11 protein-coding genes are annotated in these 19,299 nt (G+C 52.0%); 2 read left to right on the forward strand and 9 right to left on the reverse strand.

Going from position 1 to position 19,299, the window contains the following annotated elements; all coding sequences use genetic code 11:
- Positions 1-97: 97 nt before the first annotated feature.
- Together glgB and pgi are read left to right on the forward strand one after the other, a co-directional pair.
- Positions 98-2,248 carry a 1,4-alpha-glucan branching protein GlgB gene (gene glgB / locus IPM27_01635; GenBank protein MBK9160267.1) on the forward strand — a complete coding sequence of 717 codons (2,151 nt, stop codon included), beginning with the start codon at positions 98-100 and terminating at the stop codon, positions 2,246-2,248.
- Positions 2,249-2,318: 70 nt separating this feature from the next.
- Positions 2,319-3,962 (forward strand): glucose-6-phosphate isomerase, encoded by a 1,644-nt coding sequence (gene pgi / locus IPM27_01640; GenBank protein ID MBK9160268.1) that lies wholly within the window; start codon positions 2,319-2,321, stop codon positions 3,960-3,962.
- Between the two features lie 127 nt (positions 3,963-4,089).
- Here the strand turns inward: pgi and IPM27_01645 are convergent, their stop codons facing one another.
- The 9 genes from IPM27_01645 to IPM27_01685 form a co-directional block, all read right to left on the reverse strand.
- Positions 4,090-4,899: an ABC transporter ATP-binding protein gene (locus IPM27_01645; protein MBK9160269.1), complete on the reverse strand. Its 810-nt coding sequence runs from the start codon at positions 4,897-4,899 to the stop codon at positions 4,090-4,092.
- Between the two features lie 52 nt (positions 4,900-4,951).
- Positions 4,952-7,459 (reverse strand): glycogen/starch/alpha-glucan phosphorylase, encoded by a 2,508-nt coding sequence (locus IPM27_01650; protein MBK9160270.1) that lies wholly within the window; start codon positions 7,457-7,459, stop codon positions 4,952-4,954.
- Positions 7,460-7,570: 111 nt separating this feature from the next.
- Positions 7,571-9,028: a glycogen synthase GlgA gene (glgA, locus tag IPM27_01655; protein MBK9160271.1), complete on the reverse strand. Its 1,458-nt coding sequence runs from the start codon at positions 9,026-9,028 to the stop codon at positions 7,571-7,573.
- 37 nt (positions 9,029-9,065) lie between these two features.
- Positions 9,066-11,627, reverse strand: coding sequence for an alpha-glucan family phosphorylase (glgP, locus tag IPM27_01660; GenBank protein MBK9160272.1), 2,562 nt, complete (start codon positions 11,625-11,627; stop codon positions 9,066-9,068).
- 70 nt (positions 11,628-11,697) lie between these two features.
- The gene (gene glk / locus IPM27_01665) at positions 11,698-12,702 is read right to left on the reverse strand and encodes a glucokinase (GenBank protein MBK9160273.1); all 1,005 of its coding nucleotides are present in this window, start codon (positions 12,700-12,702) and stop codon (positions 11,698-11,700) included.
- 532 nt (positions 12,703-13,234) lie between these two features.
- Entirely contained in the window at positions 13,235-13,543 is a 309-nt protein-coding gene (locus IPM27_01670) for a helix-turn-helix domain-containing protein (GenBank protein ID MBK9160274.1), read from the reverse strand.
- A gap of 356 nt (positions 13,544-13,899) precedes the next feature.
- Positions 13,900-16,419, reverse strand: a complete 2,520-nt coding sequence (locus tag IPM27_01675; GenBank protein ID MBK9160275.1) for a DEAD/DEAH box helicase family protein — start codon at positions 16,417-16,419, stop codon at positions 13,900-13,902.
- Positions 16,420-16,481: 62 nt separating this feature from the next.
- Positions 16,482-17,618 (reverse strand): hypothetical protein, encoded by a 1,137-nt coding sequence (locus IPM27_01680; protein ID MBK9160276.1) that lies wholly within the window; start codon positions 17,616-17,618, stop codon positions 16,482-16,484.
- A 127-nt stretch (positions 17,619-17,745) separates the two neighbouring features.
- Positions 17,746-19,077, reverse strand: a complete 1,332-nt coding sequence (locus IPM27_01685) for a hypothetical protein (protein ID MBK9160277.1) — start codon at positions 19,075-19,077, stop codon at positions 17,746-17,748.
- Positions 19,078-19,299: the final 222 nt, after the last annotated feature.

Consider the following 19,299-nt stretch of genomic DNA (forward strand, 5'->3'; position numbering starts at 1 on the left):
CCCCTCATCTAATATCGTATTTAGTGCAGCCATTATCGTTTACAATTGGTCACTTAGACAAGAACAATTAAAGAGGATATTTAAAGTGAAAACGTTGATGGAAGCGCTGCTGCAAGCCCGCATGTATGACCCGTTTGGCTTGCTCGGGTTGCACCGTGAAGGGCAGGAATGGATCGTTCGTGTCTATGAGCCCTATGCAACCGAAGTCGCTTTGATCACACAAAAAGGGAGCGAGCCGCTCAAACGCACCCATAATGGCGGCATCTTCGAATGGCGCGGAAAGAACGAGCCGACACGCCCCTACCGCCTGCGTATCAACGAAGGTACGGCAGAGCGTGAAGTTTACGACCCATACCAGTTCCCCCCCCATCTGTCCCAACAGGATTTGTATTTGTTCAGCGAAGGCAGGCTGCGCCAAGGCTATCGCATGCTGGGTTCGCACCAGGTCGAAATTAACGGCGTGAGAGGCATGCGCTTCGCTGTCTGGGCACCGAACGCGGAGCGTGTCAGTGTCGTCGGTGAATTCAATCGTTGGGATGGCCGCTTGCATCCGATGCGCTCGCACGGTTCCAGCGGTGTGTGGGAATTGTTCATTCCCGAGATTCAGCGACATGCGCTGTACCGCTATGAGATCCGCAATCGTGATACGGGCAATTTATTGACCAAGACGGATCCCTACGCACAAGGCTATGAATTGCGTCCTGGTACTGCAGCATTGACTTCTCCGACCCATGCGCATGCCTGGCAGGATGAACAATGGATGAAGCAGCGCGGACAGTGGGACTGGTTGCACGGCGCAATCAATATCTATGAAGTGCACGTCGGCTCATGGAAACGCCACCCGGATGGCCGCTTCTACAGCTATCGCGAATTGGCCATTGACCTTGTTCCCTATGTCAAGGGGATGGGTTACACACACATCGAGCTGATGCCCGTTTCGGAACATCCACTGGATGAATCCTGGGGCTACCAGTGTTCCGGCTACTTCGCTCCAAGCAGCCGTTTCGGTTCTCCGGATGAATTGCGTCATCTGATCGATACTTGTCACCAGGCCGGGCTCGGCGTGATTCTCGACTGGGTGCCGGCGCACTTCCCTCAGGACAGCTGGGCTCTGGCACGTTTTGACGGTACGGCGCTATACGAACATGAAGATCCCCGCCTCGGCTTCCATCAGGATTGGGGTACACATATTTTCAATTTTGGCCGCAACGAAGTTAAGACCTTCTTGCTGTCCAGCGCGCATTACTGGCTTTCCGAATTCCATTTCGACGGATTGCGCGTCGACGCGGTAGCGTCAATGCTGTACCTGGATTATTCGCGCAAGGCGGGCGAATGGATCCCGAATAAATACGGCGGTCGCGAAAATCTCGATGCAGTGGACTTCCTGCGTGAAATGAACATCATGGTGCATGAGGAATTCCCCGGCGCATTGACCTTTGCCGAAGAGTCGACCGCATGGCCGGGTGTATCCCGCCCGGTCTATCTGGGTGGATTGGGTTTCTCGATCAAATGGAACATGGGCTGGATGAACGATACTTTGGGCTATTTCCAGCATGATCCGGTACATCGCCGTTATCACCACAACCAGCTGACATTCGGACAGGTCTACGCCTACAGCGAGAACTTTGTAATGCCTTTCTCGCATGACGAAGTGGTGCATGGCAAGGGTTCCTTGTTGTCGAAGATGCCGGGCGATGGCTGGCAGAAATTCGCCAATCTGCGCCTGCTGCTTACCTACCAGATGACCAGCCCGGGGAAAAAACTCAATTTCATGGGCAATGAAATCGCACAGGGGCGTGAATGGCAGTCCAAGTGGGAACTCGAATGGTGGCAATTAGGCGATGAATTCCATCGCGGCATGCAGAATCTGGTATGCGACCTTAATCATCTTTACCGCAAATTACCCGCGTTACATGATCTCGACTTCCAGCATGAAGGATTCGACTGGATTGATTGCAATGATGCGGAAAAATCAGTGCTGTCCTATCAGAGGCGCGCACGCGACGGGTCCATTGTCATCGTTGCGCTGAATCTGACTCCCGTACCGCGCAATCATTATCGTATCGGGTTGCCCACGGATACACGGTATCGCGAAGCGCTGAACAGTGATTCGCAATATTACGCGGGCAGCAACGTAGGCAATGCTGGTCTGATACAGGCAGAGCCCATTCCATGGATGGGACTGCCCTACTCTGCCGAGATCGCCCTGCCACCGCTAGCCGGTGTGGTTCTCGTGCCGGAGGCATGACCCACCAAGGTCAAGGGTGTTGAAAGAGATTCTTGGGATTCGCTTTAATATTGATTTGAATTAGACCATCATGTCAAAACTTACTCAGTCCGCTGCCTGGCAGGCACTTGGGATTCATTTTTCCGCCATCGAACCGCTTCAGATGCGCAAGATGTTTCAGGATGATCCTGCACGCTTCAGAACATTCTCAGTACAACTGGGGGGGCTGCTTTTCGATTACTCCAAGAATCGCATAAACGAGAAGACGGTTGAATTGCTGATTTCACTTGCCGAGCAATCCGGGCTATCCGCTTCCATCGAGCGCATGTTCGGCGGTGAAAAGATAAATATTACCGAGCAGCGTGCCGCACTGCATACCGCACTGCGCAACCGTTCGGACCGGCCTGTGCTGGTGGATGGCAAGAATGTGATGCCCGATGTCATCCGTGTCCTCGGGAAGATGCGGCAATTCTCCGATTCGGTACGCAACGGCCGGCATCTCGGCCATACCGGCAAGCCAATCACCGATATCGTCAATATCGGTATCGGCGGATCGGATCTTGGGCCACTAATGGTGTGCGAGGCACTCAAGCCTTATGGCAGGGAAGATTTGCGTGCGCATTTTGTCTCGAACGTGGATGGTACCCACCTTGCTGAAACGCTCAAGAAACTGGATGCCGAAACCACCCTGTTCATTGTCAGCTCGAAGACCTTTACGACACAGGAAACCCTTACCAATGGTCGATCTGCGCGTGCATGGCTGGTTGGAAAACTAGGCAACGAACAAGCCGTGGCTAAGCATTTTGCCGCGGTCTCCACCAATTTGGAAGCCACTACGAAATTCGGCATCAATCCGGACAACGTGTTCGAGTTCTGGGATTGGGTTGGCGGGCGCTATTCTCTGTGGTCAGCCATCGGCCTGCCCATCGCGCTGTATATCGGCATGGACGGGTTCGAGGAATTGCTGGGCGGCGCCTATGCAATGGATGAGCACTTCCGCAGTGCGCCACTGAAGCAGAATATCCCCGTGCTGATGGGTATGCTCGGTATCTGGTACGGTAATTTTTTCGGCGCAGGGTCGAATGCCGTGCTTCCCTATGACCAGTATTTGCATCGCTTTCCCGCCTACTTGCAGCAACTGGATATGGAAAGCAATGGAAAGGGCGTGGATCGCGACGGCAATCCGGTTAATTACGATACCGGGATGGTGGTCTGGGGCGAACCCGGCACCAACGGTCAGCACGCGTTCTATCAATTGATCCATCAGGGTACGCGCATGATACCGGCGGATTTCCTTGCTCCCATGCACAGCCAGAACCCGATCGGCGAACACCATGCCATCCTGCTGGCCAACTGTTTTGCGCAGACCGAAGCGCTGATGCTTGGCAAAACTGCCGAGGAAGCACGCGCAGAACTGATTGCGCAGGGTTTGCAGGGAGAAGAACTGGAAAGCCTGCTGCCGCACAAGGTATTCGTTGGCAACAAACCCACCAACACCCTGTTGTTCGATAAGCTCGATGCACATACGCTGGGCATGCTGATCGCGTTGTATGAGCATAAGGTGTTCGTACAAAGCGTGGTCTGGAACATCAACCCGTTCGACCAGTGGGGCGTAGAGTTGGGCAAGCAACTGGCCGGCAAGATTCTGCCGGAACTGAGTGATGCGGGGATGGTATCAATGCATGACGCGTCCACCAGCGGGTTGATAGCTCACTACCGGGAAACAGGCAAATAATCCAGTCTGGTGGCATCCCATTGAAGACAAAAGGAATTCCAATAACCCTTAACCCTCCGTTCATGTTCATGAACCTGATCTGCAGGTGTTCCGGGCTTGCCGGATTGATCAGGTTTCGTCGTCCAGGTTAGCGCAATATTCTCAAATCATCCGCATACGGCCGGCTCGGATACTGGAAGGCGACCGGGCCGTCCGGCTCTGCGTGGACAAATTGTCGGACGAAAGGGTCATCCGATTCATACATATCGCTTGCCTTCCCTTCGGCCATGACGACGCCGTTGTGGATAAAGTAAACGTAATCGACGACTTTCAGAGATTCCGAAAGATCATAGGTCACCACGACCGAAGTCACACCCAGTGCGTCGTTCAACTTTCGGATCAGGTTCGCGATGGTATTGAGCGAGATCGGGTCGAGGCCGGCGAATGGCTCGTCGTAAATGATCAGTGACGGATCGGTGGCGATGGCACGCGCCAACGCCACGCGACGCTCCATACCGCCGGACAACTCGCTCGGCATCAGGTCGCGGGCGTTGCGCAGCCCCACGGCATGCAGTTTCATCAACACCAGGTCACGGATCAACTCTTCCGGAAGATTGGTGTGTTCGCGCATCGGGAAAGCGAGGTTGTCATAGACCGACAGGTCGGTGAACAGTCCGCTCACCTGGAACATCATCCCCATCTTGAGGCGCATTGCGTATAGTTCGTCGCTGTCAAGTTCGTGGACTACCTGCCCCATGAATTTCACGCTGCCGCGCGATGGGCGCAACTGGCCTCCAAAATGGCGTAGCAACGTACTTTTACCGCATCCGCTTACGCCAAGCAACGCGACAATCTTGCCACGCGGGATGGTGAGATTGATGCCTTTGAGTACTTCATGTTCGCCATAAGCGAAATGAAGATCATTGACTTCAATCAGGTTATCAGCGGCTTGGGTCAATCTGCCGGTATCCTTTCCATTGCAACATCCCGACGCGGTTTTCTGACGGTTTTCAGCTTACCGGAAACGCCTTGATCTGCTCAAGCTTCCAGATTTCTTCATTGTATTCCTGGATGGTGCGATCGCTGGAAAACTTGCCACTGGCAGCCGTATTGAGGATGCTCATTCGCGTCCAGCGCTCCTTGTCACGGAACGAATCGGCGGCTCGCTGCTGTGCATCAACATAACTGCGGAAGTCGGCTATCGTCATCCAGTAATCGCCGTATGCGGTCAGGGACTGGATGATGGGATCGAAGATGTACGGCTCGAACTGATTGAAATGTCCAGAGCTTAACAGGTGCATCACCCGACGCAGGTCTTCGTCAGCTTCGATGATCTCAGATGGATTATGGCTCGCTCTTCTGCTCTCGACCTCTTCCGCCGTTAGTCCGAACAGGAAGAAATTTTCCGCACCGACTTCTTCGCGCATCTCGATGTTGGCCCCGTCCAGTGTGCCGATAGTCAGCGCGCCATTCATCATGAACTTCATGTTTCCGGTACCCGATGCTTCCTTTCCGGCCGTGGATATCTGCTCGGACAGATCAGTGCCGGAACAGATGATCTCCATTGCCGTCACGCGGTAATTCGGCAGGAAGGCCACCTTGAGTTGATCGCCGATCTCCGGATCTTCGTTGACAACCTTGGCAACATTGCAAATCAGCTTGATGATGTTCTTTGCCATCGCATAACCAGGGGCTGCCTTGCCGCCGATGAGCACGCAACGGGGTGTCCAGTTGGCGGTATCGCCGCGCTTGATGCGGTCATATAGGTGTATCACATGCAGGATGTTCAACAGCTGGCGCTTGTATTCATGGATACGTTTGACCTGGACGTCGAACAACGCATCGGTATTGAAAGTAACGCCGCAATCCTGTTTCACCAACTGCGCAAGGCGCGCCTTGTTTGTCTGGTTGGCCTTGCGCCACTGCGTCCCGAATGCCTGATTGTCAGCATGGGAAGCTAGTCGTTGCAACTGTGCAAGATCGGTTATCCAGCCATCGCCAATTTTCTTGGTGATCAATTGCCCAAGTGATGGATTTGCCCAAGCGAGCCAGCGTCGCTGGGTAACGCCATTGGTTTTGTTGTTGAATTTGTGAGGCCACAGTTCGTAAAAGTCGTGGAACAGGGTTTGTTCCAGTAACTGTGAGTGCAAGGCCGCGACGCCATTTACCGAAAAACTGGCCACGATGGCCAGATAGGCCATTCTGATCTGCGACTCTGACCCTTCCTCGATAATCGACATGCGCCTCAGTCGATCATTGTCTCCAGGCCACTGCCTTGAGACCTGCATCAGGTAACGGGCATTGATCTCATAGATAATTTCTAGCTGGCGCGGCAACAGGCTACTGAACATTCGCACAGGCCACTTTTCCAGCGCTTCGGGTAGCAAGGTGTGATTGGTGTAGGCGACCGTGTTGCTGGTAATCGCCCAAGCCATATCCCAGTCAAGCTCATACTCATCCATCAACAGGCGCATCAATTCCGGCACGACGCAGGTCGGGTGGGTATCGTTGAGCTGAAAGTGGTTCTTTTCCGCAAAATTCGTAAAATTCATGCCATGCCGTCTCACCCAGTTGCGTAGGATGTCCTGCAGACTCGCTGAAGCCAGAAAATATTGCTGGCGCAGGCGCAACTCCTTGCCGTTTTCGCTGGAATCGTTCGGGTAGAGCACCATGGTGATATGTTCGGCATCGTTCTTGGCGGCGACGGATTCGGTGTAGCTGCCGGCATTAAACTCGCCAAGATTGAATTCGTCGGTAGCGGCCGCACTCCATAGCCGCAAGGTATTTACCGTGCTGTTCCGGTATCCCGGAATGGGGACGTCATAGGGGACAGCAAGTACAGCTTGCGCGTCTACCCAGCGCACGCGCAATTCTCCCGCATGGTTGTGAAAACGTTCAGTGCGCCCGCCGAATCGAACCCGCTGAGTGAATTCGGGGCGTTCCAGTTCCCAGGGGTTTCCGTCTCTCAACCAGTGATCCGGTTCTTCGACCTGGTATCCACTTTCGATGCGTTGGCGGAACATCCCGTATTCATAACGGATGCCATAGCCCATCACGGGCAACTGCAAGGTCGCGCAACTGTCGAGGAAGCAGGCAGCCAAACGTCCCAAGCCACCGTTGCCCAATCCTGCATCATGTTCACGTTCGGCGATCTCTTCCAGTTCGATGCCGAGGTCGAGCATGGCACGTTCCGTTTCGTCCTGGATTCCCAGGTTCAGCATGGCATTGCCAAGAGCCCTTCCCATCAGGAATTCCAGAGACAGGTAATAAGCCCGTTTGCAACCGCTTTCATCGCAGGCGTATTTGGTATTTTTCCAGCGTTCCATCAAACGATCCCGCTGTGTGTAAGCCAAAGCGGTATACAGGTAATGGAGGGATCTGCAATTTTTGTCCCGCCCCAGCGTATGGCTGTAATAACGCCGGAAATCCGTCGCTATACTGCCATGGTCCATTCCGAGTGCAGGTAATTTAGTGAGTGTATTTTTCGGATTACTTTTGATTACTTGTTTGGATGCCATGAGTTTTTCGATCAAATGTTAAAGTGGTTCATCTGGAATATGGTTTGCAGCATAGGGCCTGTTCGAACAATAAGGCCGATATATATACTAACCGCGCCGGTGATGTGTCTGCTACGACCTCCCCAATACTTTCAGGTATACCGCGCGATATGCCTTGGCACTGGTTTCCCAACTGAAATCCTTGGCCATGCAGTTCTTGCGCAGCACTTTCCATTTGCGCTGGTCCTGGTAGAGGTCGACAGCACGTTTGACCGTGGCGAACAGGTTTTCTGCGGTCATGCCACCGAATACGAAGCCGCTGGCTGTCCCGTCCTTGAGCGTGTCCTCGGTGCAGTCGATGACCGAATCGGCCAGTCCTCCAGTAGCATGGACGACAGGCGGAGTACCGTAACGCTGGCTGTATAGCTGGTTCAGGCCGCATGGCTCGAAGCGCGATGGCATGATGAACATATCGGCTCCCGCCTCGATCAGGTGCGAGAGATCTTCGTTGAAGCCGATATAAGCGGCCATCTTTCCGGGATAACGATGCGACAAGTTGCTTGCCGTTTTCTGCATGGTCGCCTCCCCGCTACCGAGCATGGCCAATTGCACCGGCAATTCGGCCAAGCGTGGCGCGATTTCGAGCAACAGGTCCAGTCCCTTCTGGTAGGTGAAACGACTGACCACGCCCAGCAGCGGCACATCCGGGTCGACATCCAGCCCCATTTTGGTTTGCAATGCTTTTTTGTTGGCGGCCTTGCCGATCATTCGTGCGCTGCTGTAATGATGTTGCAGGTGCCGATCGGTTTCCGGATTCCACTCGTCGGTATCGATGCCGTTCAGGATGCCGGTGAGATCGTTGTTGCGTGCCGTAATCAATCCCTGCAAGCCGAAACCGAGTTCGGGATGCTGTATCTCCTTGGCGTAGGTCGGGCTGACGGTTGTGATGTGGTACGCGTAAAAGAGACCCGCCTTGAGGAAGGACATGTTGCCGTAGAGCTCGATCCCGTGGATGCCGAAACTGGAAGGTGGCAAATGCAGGTGTCTGGCGGTATCGGCCGAGAAATTACCCTGGAAGGCGAGATTGTGGATGGTGATGACATTCGGTTTGGCGCCCGGCGCGACACTCAGGTAGGCGCCAGCCAGGCCTGTTTGCCAGTCGTTGCAATGCAACAGGTCAGGATGCCAACTCAATGGTGACTTCGCGCAACTCAATATCGCCGCAACCTGGGACAGCAATCCGAAACGTTGCGGATTATCCATCCAGTCCTGGCCGTGGGAATCCTGATATGGTCCGCCGTCGCGCTGGTACAGATCCGGGCAGTCCAATACCAGCAACGGCACTCCATTGCCCATGATGCTGAAGATCAGGCGGGAAGGCGGAAAACCCGGCAAGTGCGCAAAATGTGCCACCACCTCGTTCGGGCCGAGCTGCGACATGACTTTCGGATAGCCGGGCACCAGTATGCGAACGTCAACACCAATGGAGCGCAACGCGGCTGGCAAGGCGCCACTGACGTCGGCCAAGCCTCCGGTCTTGATCAGCGGAGCGACTTCAGAAGTCGCAAACAGGATTTTCAATTCGGCCATGCCATTACTCTCCGTTCGTTAACAACGTTCTCTATGTCTAGAGCCAACGCATCATGCCCATCTCGAACGGATGGGTCAGCATCTCGTGATAGGGGTAGGCGCGAATGTGATATACCAGCTTGCCGCACAGCTCGGGCTGCACTTCGGCGGCGAATATGGTTTCGCCCGCATCTGTCATTGTGCCGGTCGCCTCGAAGCGATAGCGCCGCGCGGATTGCAGCAATTCCCTGCGCGTATGGAAACCCATCAGCATTTCCACCAGGACATCGCTCGGGTTGAGACCGTCCAATGCGACCGCCACTTCAAAGCGTAGCGTATCTCCATAGTTGATCGCGGTTTGGCCGGCATCCAGGCGCCGCAATTTGATGACAGGCCATGCCTGGCGGATACGCCTCTTCCATTCGGAAATGGCACGTGAGTTCTCGTACTGGCCCTGCTTGTACAGGCGATGTTGCTGGCTGGCCGGCAAATAGCACTTGGCAAGGTACTCGCCCACCATGCGTTTGGAATTGAAGCGCGGCATGATGGTTGCCATCGAGCGCTTGGCCATCTTCACCCAGTTTTGCGAAAACCCCATCTTGCCGTGTTCGTAGTACAACGGTAAGACCTGATCCTGCAGCAATTCATAAAGCGTGCGCATTTCTTCGCGTGTGCGGATATCCTCGTTCAGGAATTCAGATACCGGCTTGATTGCCCAACCGTTCTTGCCATCGTAGCTTTCTCCCCACCAGCCATCCAGCACCGACAGATTGATCACGCCATTCAGTCCCGCTTTCATCCCGGAAGTACCGCTCGCTTCCAGCGGATAAAGCGGATTGTTCAGCCATACGTCGACGCCGGACACCAGCTTGCGAGACAGTGCCAGATCGTAATTCTCCACGATCAGCACCTTGCCGATGAAATCTGGCATCTTGGAAATCTGCGTGATGCGGCGAATCAGGTCCTGTCCAGGCACGTCCGCCGGATGTGCCTTGCCGGCAAAAATGAAGACTGCCGGGCGCTCCGGGTTGTGCAGGATCTCGCGCAGCCAATTAAGATCGCCAAACAGCATGGTTGCGCGCTTGTAAGTTGCAAAGCGGCGCGCAAAACCGATCGTCAGGATGTTCGGGTTCTCCGGATTGACATATTTGAGCAAACGGTCCAGATGCGCCTCTGAACCATGATTGCGGAAATGCTGTGCGCTGATACGTTCGCGCACCATATTCAGCATTTTGGCTTTCAGCGACTGGTGGACGCTCCAGAACGCATGGTCCGGGATGTTATCGACATCCTCCCAGAATTCCACGTCATTCATGCGCATATTCCATTCCGACCCCAGATGTCGTTCCAGCACCTCGATCCATTCCGTTGCCAGGAAAGTGGGAGCATGCACACCATTGGTGACATAGGTTATCGGGTTCTCGCGGTGTTCGATTTCCGGCCACATGTCGCTGCATATCTGGGCAGATACATCTCCGTGGATGCGCGACACACCATTGTGGAAACGCGTGCCGCGAATCGCCAAGGTTGTCATATTGAATTCCGGACTGTCCTTGGTGCGCCCCAGCGCCATGAATTCATCATGGTTCAATTTGAGTGCCGGGTAATATTTCTCGAAGTAGGATTTCACCATGCCTTCGCTGAAGTGATCGTGGCCTGCCGGGACGGGCGTGTGCGTGGTGAAAACCGTATTGGCTGCGACGCATTCCAGTGCGGTGGCAAAATCCAGGCCGTCATTGCTGATTTTATGGCGGATGCGTTCCAGCACCAGGAAGGCCGCATGACCTTCGTTGATATGCCAGACGGTCGGCCTTAATCCCAGTTCGTGCAACGCGCGCACCCCTCCGATACCCAGCACAATCTCCTGTTCCATGCGCATCACCTTGTCCCCGCCATACAGGCGATGGGTAATGTCGCGATCATGGGCATTGTTGCTTTCCAGATCGGTATCCAGCAAATACAGTGTGATATGGCCGATCTTCGCCTGCCATATCTTGAGATTGAGTGTGCGATCCGGCAGTTCTACCGAAGTATAGGCATCGGTACCGTCGGCCCGTTTGGCCGGAGTAATGGGCAAATCATCGAAACTGGAATCGGTATTGGTGGCGATCTGGTTGCCATCGCTATCGATGGTCTGGTGGAAATAGCCCTGGCGATACAGCAGTCCAACGCCGATAAACGGCAGGCGCAAATCGCTTGCCGCCTTGCAGTGGTCTCCGGCCAGAATGCCCAAGCCTCCCGAGTAAATCGGAAAGCTCTCGTGAAAACCGAATTCGGCGCAGAAATAGGCAATCAGATCGTCCTTGCGCAGCCAATCCATGCTGCTTCCAGGGAAGCGATTGTCGTGATAGGTGTCATAGGCGGCCATGACGCGGTTGAGGTTGCCAATGAATACCGGATCTTCGGCCGCTTCAAGCAAGCGTTGTTCCGCGACGCGCTTCAGGAATGCCTTGGGACTTTGCCCGGTCGCCTTCCACAAGCCAGGATGCAAGCGCGCGAACAGGGCGCGTGTGGGGCGATCCCAGCTGTACCAGAGATTGTTCGCCAATTCCTCCAAGCGGGCCAGACGCTTCGGAATCTTCGGTCGAACCTGAAGAATGTACGTGGTGTTTTTTTCCATTTACGCTACTCGCTCAAGAACAATATCCTGGGGCTGCACACAAGCGGCGGATTATAGCGCAATTGCCCCGTCATTCGGCATCACATGGCGCAATATCGACGAGTTGTGCGGCGCATAAAGCCGGGCCGAACAGAGCGGCACGGTCATTCAGAATCACCCGTACAGGCATGGCTTCCAGCAAAGGACGCATCCGCCCCTTATCGAGGAAAGCGTTCATGAATACCCCTTCCCGTAATAACGGCAGAATCTTCGGCGCGATCCCGCCACCCAGATACAGCCCTCCGGTACTCATCGTCTTGAGAGCGAGATTACCGGACTCTGCTCCATACAGACTTACGAACCAGTTCAAGGTCTCGGCGCAGATTTCGTCACGGCCGGATAGCGCGGCATTGGCAATGGCCGCCGCCGCATCGCCATGGTTCATTTCCTCGACAAGCCACTGGGGGGCGGCAGCGTGTCGGTATGCGCGCAGGAATTCATGCATGCTGACCAATCCCATGCCGGAAACGACACGTTCCCAACTGACATGCCGATGATCCTTCCAGAGATAACGCAGCAGTTCCATCTCCAGTTCGTTGCCAGGACTGAAACTGGCATGCCCGCCTTCGGTGGCAAACGGTCGTTGCAGTTGTCCGTCCCAATACAGGCCTGCCTCGCCCAATCCCGTACCTGCGGCAATGACTGCGGCATTGCCCCCTTCCTTCGGCATCCCGGCTTGCAAAGTCAACAGATCAGCCGTGTTCAATGCGCGCAAGCCGTAGGCGGTCGCTTCCAGATCGTTGAGTAAAGTGCAGTGCTTGAACCCGAAACGTTGCTGCAACGCATCCGCATCGATACGCCATGGCAAATTGGTGGTTCTCACCACCCTGCCCTGCACCGGCCCGGCAATGCCAAAGGCTGCATATTCAGGAACTTGCTCTCCGCCAAGAAAATCGTCCAGCAATTCGTCGAACTGGACATAATTGCGGCTGGGGTAGCTGGTTTCGCGCCGGATATGCGTTTGCGCTTCCGCGACATCGATGATCGCGATGCGTGTCTTGGTTCCTCCTATGTCGCCTGCAAGAATCCGGTACATGATGATGGGATAGATCGAGGTTGGTCAGCAGCTATTTGAAGGGGAGAGAACGAACAACCTGAAACATGGTGTTTTAAAGGTACTCATGGGATGTCGGCCCTGAACACGTTGTTGCTCGGAAAATGTTATGGTCCGAGCGTGATTCTACCTGAAGGACGGAATACTGGCTCTGAAAAGAGAGTTGGAGGGGATTTGCCTGGCTTGGGGGGGGCATGCGAGATGCGTTGGAGAAATGGTGCCCGGGACCGGAATCGAACCGGTACGAGGGGTTAAGCCTCGACGGATTTTAAGTCCCATTATATTATCCGCCAATTATTTTGTAACGCATTGTTTTGTTGTGGTTTTAATTTTTTTCCGTAAGCGAGTCAAATCTTCGAAAGGTCGTTATAGGGGGGAAAACTTCTTTAAATCCCACCTCCATACCACCCCCAACTTTTCACAACAGTTCCAACCATTTTTTTAAGTGGCGGTAAGCAAAATGAAGAAAAAAACCACTAGAAAGTATTGGGGATAGTTCAGCCAGATATCCGCTTCAGCGATCACTATCTGACTTTTGCGGGACATCCCAGATCGCATCTTTTCTCGCCTGATAGTATGCGAGATAATTTTCGTACAAAGGCTGTTCCTTTAGGTACTTTCTGACATCCTTTATTCGGTACAACACTTTCGCCCCCTCCCTGACGTGAGGCAATAGGTTTCCGTGACGCCTCTTTTCCTGCAAAGAATAAACACTGATACCCAATATCAGGGACAACTGTTCTGGCGTAATTCGAATTTCTCCAGAAAGGCTGTCAAATTTTTCCAAGAGCACATCATTCGGTATTGGAGATACGCTTCTCATTTCTTCTATCCTCGCGTTGATGAAATTTCGCAAGTCGAAGAATATCGTACATATTTACTGTTGCCAGCCATGTGACAACTAGGACGGTTATCGCATCAATGAATCGACTTGGGCTTAGTGTCTTTCTTGGACGCTCATTCAATTTCCTCGCTACTGCATTAAGTTTGGCTTGCGAGTAATTGGCCAAGCTCAAAGCAGCCACTCAAGGTTGCGATTAAGAACTTCCGCCATGTGGGCTTTGCCGTCATTAGTTATGGTTGGAAATAACGGCTGCTACTGATTGCGTAACGGTCGTTGCTGAATAGTATTGCTAAGCTGCCCCCTTCAGTTTGGTATTCTTTGGTTTGACACGCCTGTCATTTTAAGTTGCGCACTGGCTTAGTGACATCCTTGAGGATGGTTGCTGTGCTTAATATGTGTCGATCCGCCAAGCCCTGTAAATGTGCCGCAGACAAGCTATTAAAATCCTGCGATTCCAGCGATTTGAAAAATAGGCGAACTCGCTTAACGAATTGACGTAATTCAGCTTCTCTCATAACCACTGCCTGCTGCAATAATCCGGCCGCACTCTGCAAATCATTCGTTGGATGAATCCAGATGTTTGTTACTTCAGCTCCTAGGTAGTGCTTAAGGAACCATGCGTATGATCGATTCATTTGCTCTGCTTCTCTTTTGTTTATTTCTGCTCTTGTAAGCTCAACTTCGTTCTTGCACTCCCAAAGTAAGTAATGGGTAGCATCAAGCGCCCAAAGATTGTCTGGCCCCTCTTTCCATACCTTATCTGGTCTCTCGCTGGAAAATCCTAATGCTTCACTGAGTTCATGGAGTGCCTCTTCAAACCGGTCTGCTTTTACACCAAAATTAAGCCGCCCAAGAATGTCCGATAACGTAGCGTCAAGCTGTTGGTAATTCTCAAATTTTGTTATCCACGCAATAATGCGCTCCATTCGCCCTTGACATACTTGAGTAAGCTTAGCGATGGTCACCCCCTCAGAGGGCAACAACAAAAGATGGTTGGAAGTATGCGCGGCAAGTTGCAGACGCACTGATTCATTTCTGTTTGCACGATACTGGTAACGAGCCATGACTTGCAAATACCAGCCGACATCTCCTTTGTCTATCAGCCCATTATCTAGCGAACCTTGCAGTTGAGTCACTGCCCCCTGATAGTCACCTTTGGCATAGGTGATTTCTGCATTAAGTTCTGCCACATAAGACTTAAGGATTCGATCATTTGGCAATGAAGGTTTCACCTCAGCCATTTGCTCAGAATAAAAAGCCTTCCAGCCGGCGTCTCGACCAAGGCATTGGTTGACCAAGCCTTGTAACGCAAGTATCGGTTCCTTGCCTTCCTTAATTTCTTCATCGGCCATTTCCGCTAACTGTAAGCCAATTTCAATTTGTTTTGCCAATTGAGACGACAGGTGCTTTCGTGAGCGATTTTCCCGAAGTAAACGCGTAATGTCTCCGCCAATAATGATTATTGCAGAGTAGTCTTTTTCGCCACGAACACTTCGCCCCATTCCTTGCTCAATAGTGCGAACTGTTCGCATCAAAGTTACTTCGCTATCGGGGCGACAATCTTCTTGGTATAAATCTATCAAGCTTTCTGAGTAGGGCTTGCCATCGAAAACCAGAATACGACAAGCATCATCTGGCAGATCAATGCCATCGTAGCGATTGGCCAAAACAACAGCCTTTTCAAACTCACGCCGTCGCAACCTATCAATGATGCCTTCTACGGTCTCTGTTTTTGCGACGATTGCCCCATTCGCTTCCCAAATACGCGCGTTGGGAAAACTGGACACAAGAGCAACTACTCCGGAGTTTCTGCTAGGTGTGGATACACCTAACCATTTAACAATGGCATTCTGATCAAGTTCGGAAGCGATCAGTGAGGGCAACAGGATCATCTTCTCACCAGACCAGCTCTCTTTGCTATACGTCAAAGGCTTAGTAATGGTGTCCGGCGACAGCTGCAATCCTTTGATCAGGAATGCATCGTCCGTCACAGTGGCAGACATGAAAATGCGGTGTGCCGCTTTCCAATATGAGCCATATACTGATAAAGGTGGGATGTATGGCTCGATTTCCAGAGCCACCCCTGAAACCACGCATTGACAGTTTGCCAGATTGTCTTTCAAAACTGGCCATGCAAATTTCACTGGCTTTCTGTCAGCCGCCGCCGACAGTATCCGTGCTATTTCAGATTCACGATCCATCCATGCCCAATACGGCACTGGCAATATTGCGTCACGCTTGTCATTTTGAATGTCAGCAAACGTACCAACACCTTGATGTTCCAGATCTGTCCCAAAGAGAGTGAGAATTGTTTGGTAAGCCGCATCCTCTTTGGGGATTCGAATGCGACATTGCTCCCGAATTGAGTCTGAACAAGCATGGGCATCATCCATCAGCAATGTCCCCACATCAATCGAATTACGGTTGATGCCAAATTTCGTCTGGCCGTTGAACAACTTTTGAACTGATGTGACGAGAATAGCCTTCCCGTTGTGAAAATCTTCTGGCAAGTCTGGTTCGGCGATGCAAGTTTTGATACCAAATTGCCTAGCTTGCTCGCAAGTTTGCGCAATTAAGAAGTTATTTGGGCAAAGGTAAACCGCTGGTCCTTTGCCGTCGTTGAGGCGAGATTGGAGCATCAACAGACCAATTAGCGTTTTGCCCTGACCTGTGTGCAACTTAACGATCACATCGCGCTGTTCACGACGTGATGTGAACCACTCTGAAAGAACCGCTTGCTGCGCGGGGCGTAAAGGTCCCTTGTCATGAGTACGATCCAATGTGTCGTACAAGACAACCGGATCGGTCGGCGCAATTACCTTATTTCCAGATAAGCGTTTCTTGAAATCTACCATTGCGATCTTTCAAAGATTGTGAGGTTGTCGAGGGTATGATACTGCAACGTTTCTATAAGGAGCTATGATAGATGGCGTTCAGCGCCTTCGCCCCAGATAACATTCTTTGTTATCCGTTCTCTGAATTCGTCAGTAAAGGTTAGCAGGCCGAGAGTACTGCCGAATCGTCTAATAGCTAAAATCTCAGGGAGAAGCTCATCCCAACATTTCACGATATGCGTGAGATATTGCAGGTCTGCCAAATTGCTCAATAGTCCTCTGATCAAGAAACGATCATCAAACTTTCTTTCGTCTGTATTGGTCATTGACCAATATAAAGCAACCGATAGCGCAGCTTTCTGAGAAAGCTGGACAAGTTGTTTTCTGTCAAGATTGTGGCCCATAAATTCCCCCATTTGTGGGGCGCTCAATATCTCAAAAATATGGGGAATGTTAATTTCCAACCGAGTAAGTGGGCTTGGGTGCGACCCCTCCGGAAAGGTTGACGGTGCTAGCGGAAAAGCTCCATTGAATCTGTAAAATACAATGGATAGCCCGCATATCATGAGGTAGAGAAGTCCGCTAAATACTTCTGCTCTGTTTTCTTGGCGCACAAATCTTGGATCAGAGATGTGGCGGAACAGCTCCATCAAATAGAAATTGGTGGCTTCGAAATCGGCCGCCAACTCTGTTGTGTGAGACACCACCGCAGCATGTCCGGTGAGAGCGTTGTTCCCATATGCGTTAAATTCATGAACTTCGCTTGACTTCTGATCATCTATTGCCCCATGTCTAGCACGTATGACTCCATGCTCCTGCATCAGATGACCGATTTCGTGGAAATATACCCAGGTCAATGCGGCCATGAACAAGTTCTTTATCTGCTCCTCCTTCGAGAAGCATGAGGGGAGTTTCGCACTATCACCGTAAAAATCGTACAGTCTGTCTGTGTCCGATCCAGCTGGAATAGCATTAAGAAAGTCGCAAAAATTTTCTGCATCGCGCCACATTTGGCGGATGAACTCAAAGCGGATTGTGACGCAATGCTGCGGTGGCTGGTCGATAGAACCACACGAGGAAGCGTAGGCTCCGAATATGGGGTCGTAACCCCACTGAATTGCGAGTTCACCTTTGACTTCCGCGTAAATTCCCTCTCCAAGCTCCCTATTGAGAGTGGACAACACATTGCAGCCTAATTCGTATATTTCAATGTCTTCCATCTGGACTCCTGGGGCGCTACGAACAAACGGTCAGCCAAGCACGCCCCGCCTCGGAATTTTGGTAAGCATATCAATTACCTCGGGCGCAGCCAGCACTTGGGGTTTCCATCGCTGGAGTAGTAAATTCTCAACAGCTTGGACGTTTCGCACAACGGAATTTCTCCAATGCACGAACTACGGCCTCTTCAGGCGTCTGGGGAATAATATTTACAGGTATAACTACTTCACAGTCTACGGGCTCTGCCCCCTCAATGGTCAGTTCGACAATACGGTTACCAATAACATTGTGAAAGTAACGGGTAAAATCTTCCACATCCTGTTCGGTAACTTTGGAGCCTTGCCGAATGCCGCTCTCGTTGAGCAACGTGTGCATTCGACCATTCGCAACATCCATCCCAAATGACAGGACAATAGTATTGCGAGCGTTAAGCGCAATGAGCTTAATAAAACCTTTTCCGCTTCCAATCGGAAGTAGATTCATGGCTTGGAACTGTGTGGCCGGTGGATCGGGCCACAGCCTAATTTCCACGGTAGTACCTTCAAGCTGCCCCAAGCCTACGACATCATCCAAACAACCACCGGACTTTAGAACTTCGACTGCCTTGGGCGTCATAAGGGTATGCCAAGGTGCTACGCGGTCCCTATTTTCATAAAGGTCCATTTCGTCAGGCACGCCAGCATCGAGCTTTACATAGCGAGTCGCTAAAGACGCCATGACGTCTAAATCTGCGGCAATGCGTTTCCGATCTGCGGGAATATCTGGGTCGACGATTTCCCCAGAAAGACTAGCATGGGCAACGGCACAGCGACCCGACACGTAAAGGTGGTCGCTAACGTCAATACCCTGTGCTTTAAGCTCAGCGACCCGTTTCGCCGCATCACCGCCCAGATGATCCATATTTTTCTCAAACCACGATTTTCGATCCTTTGCTTCAAACTGGCTCTCAAGCACCTTAAAAAAACTGAGAAATGAATATGGCTCATGCAAATGGCGCAGACGGCGACCTTCCCGAAGAAATGCAAGCGCTTTACGTACCTGATCATCTTCGATGATTGGCATATGATTGCAACTGAAGGTCTTGTTCCCAGCCTGTGTTATCGTCATCAAAGAGTCATTGATGGATACGTTCGGAATCGGAAAGGTCCCCCACATTCGACTAGTAATATCGACATAACCGCGTTTGAAATATCCCAGTACCGAAACAAAGCGGTAAAGCCGCGCAATGGCATCGTCAACATACTCACGATCGCAGGGTGCGCTTACGCAAGGCGATGTGGTGTGATCGGCTCTTTGCTTAACACCGTGCAGAAAGTATTCCTGCCCATCGTATTGGAGCCAAACATCATCCTGAGGCCAAGCAATGGATGATATAACGCCAACGGTCGCCCATCCTTGCCGAGCTTGCACCTTCGACGTGGCCTCATCACCAAATAAATGCGGCATATATGGCGTTTTCATATGTATTTGATCTGCATTTGTTTAGAGGGGGCTGCCTGCTTTTCTGCGCAGAGCAGACATTTTACCGTCACATCAAAAACGGGCGTTATGGCCGAGAAGAGGTCAAACAATACCGTACCAATTACTCAAAGTGAATACAGACACAACGGATCAAGAGTCCTTATGAAACATTACTCGATGAATCATATCAATAGTATCTAATTGATTCATTGTGAGAACGAA

The sequence above is a fragment of the Nitrosomonadales bacterium genome, assembly GCA_016716325.1.
GTDB lineage: Bacteria > Pseudomonadota > Gammaproteobacteria > Burkholderiales > Gallionellaceae > Gallionella.

Excerpts from the sequence above, each read along its gene's own strand:
- glgB (MBK9160267.1), top strand. The coding sequence starts at position 98 with ATGGAAGCGCTGCTGCAAGCCCGCATGTATGACCCGTTTGGCTTGCTC.
- IPM27_01650 (MBK9160270.1), bottom strand. The coding sequence starts at position 7,459 with ATGGCATCCAAACAAGTAATCAAAAGTAATCCGAAAAATACACTCACT.
- IPM27_01685 (MBK9160277.1), bottom strand. The coding sequence starts at position 19,077 with ATGAAAACGCCATATATGCCGCATTTATTTGGTGATGAGGCCACGTCG.
- IPM27_01670 (MBK9160274.1), bottom strand. The coding sequence starts at position 13,543 with ATGAGAAGCGTATCTCCAATACCGAATGATGTGCTCTTGGAAAAATTT.
- IPM27_01680 (MBK9160276.1), bottom strand. The coding sequence starts at position 17,618 with ATGGAAGACATTGAAATATACGAATTAGGCTGCAATGTGTTGTCCACT.
- pgi (MBK9160268.1), top strand. The coding sequence starts at position 2,319 with ATGTCAAAACTTACTCAGTCCGCTGCCTGGCAGGCACTTGGGATTCAT.
- glgP (MBK9160272.1), bottom strand. The coding sequence starts at position 11,627 with ATGGAAAAAAACACCACGTACATTCTTCAGGTTCGACCGAAGATTCCG.
- IPM27_01675 (MBK9160275.1), bottom strand. The coding sequence starts at position 16,419 with ATGGTAGATTTCAAGAAACGCTTATCTGGAAATAAGGTAATTGCGCCG.
- glgA (MBK9160271.1), bottom strand. The coding sequence starts at position 9,028 with ATGGCCGAATTGAAAATCCTGTTTGCGACTTCTGAAGTCGCTCCGCTG.
- glk (MBK9160273.1), bottom strand. The coding sequence starts at position 12,702 with ATGTACCGGATTCTTGCAGGCGACATAGGAGGAACCAAGACACGCATC.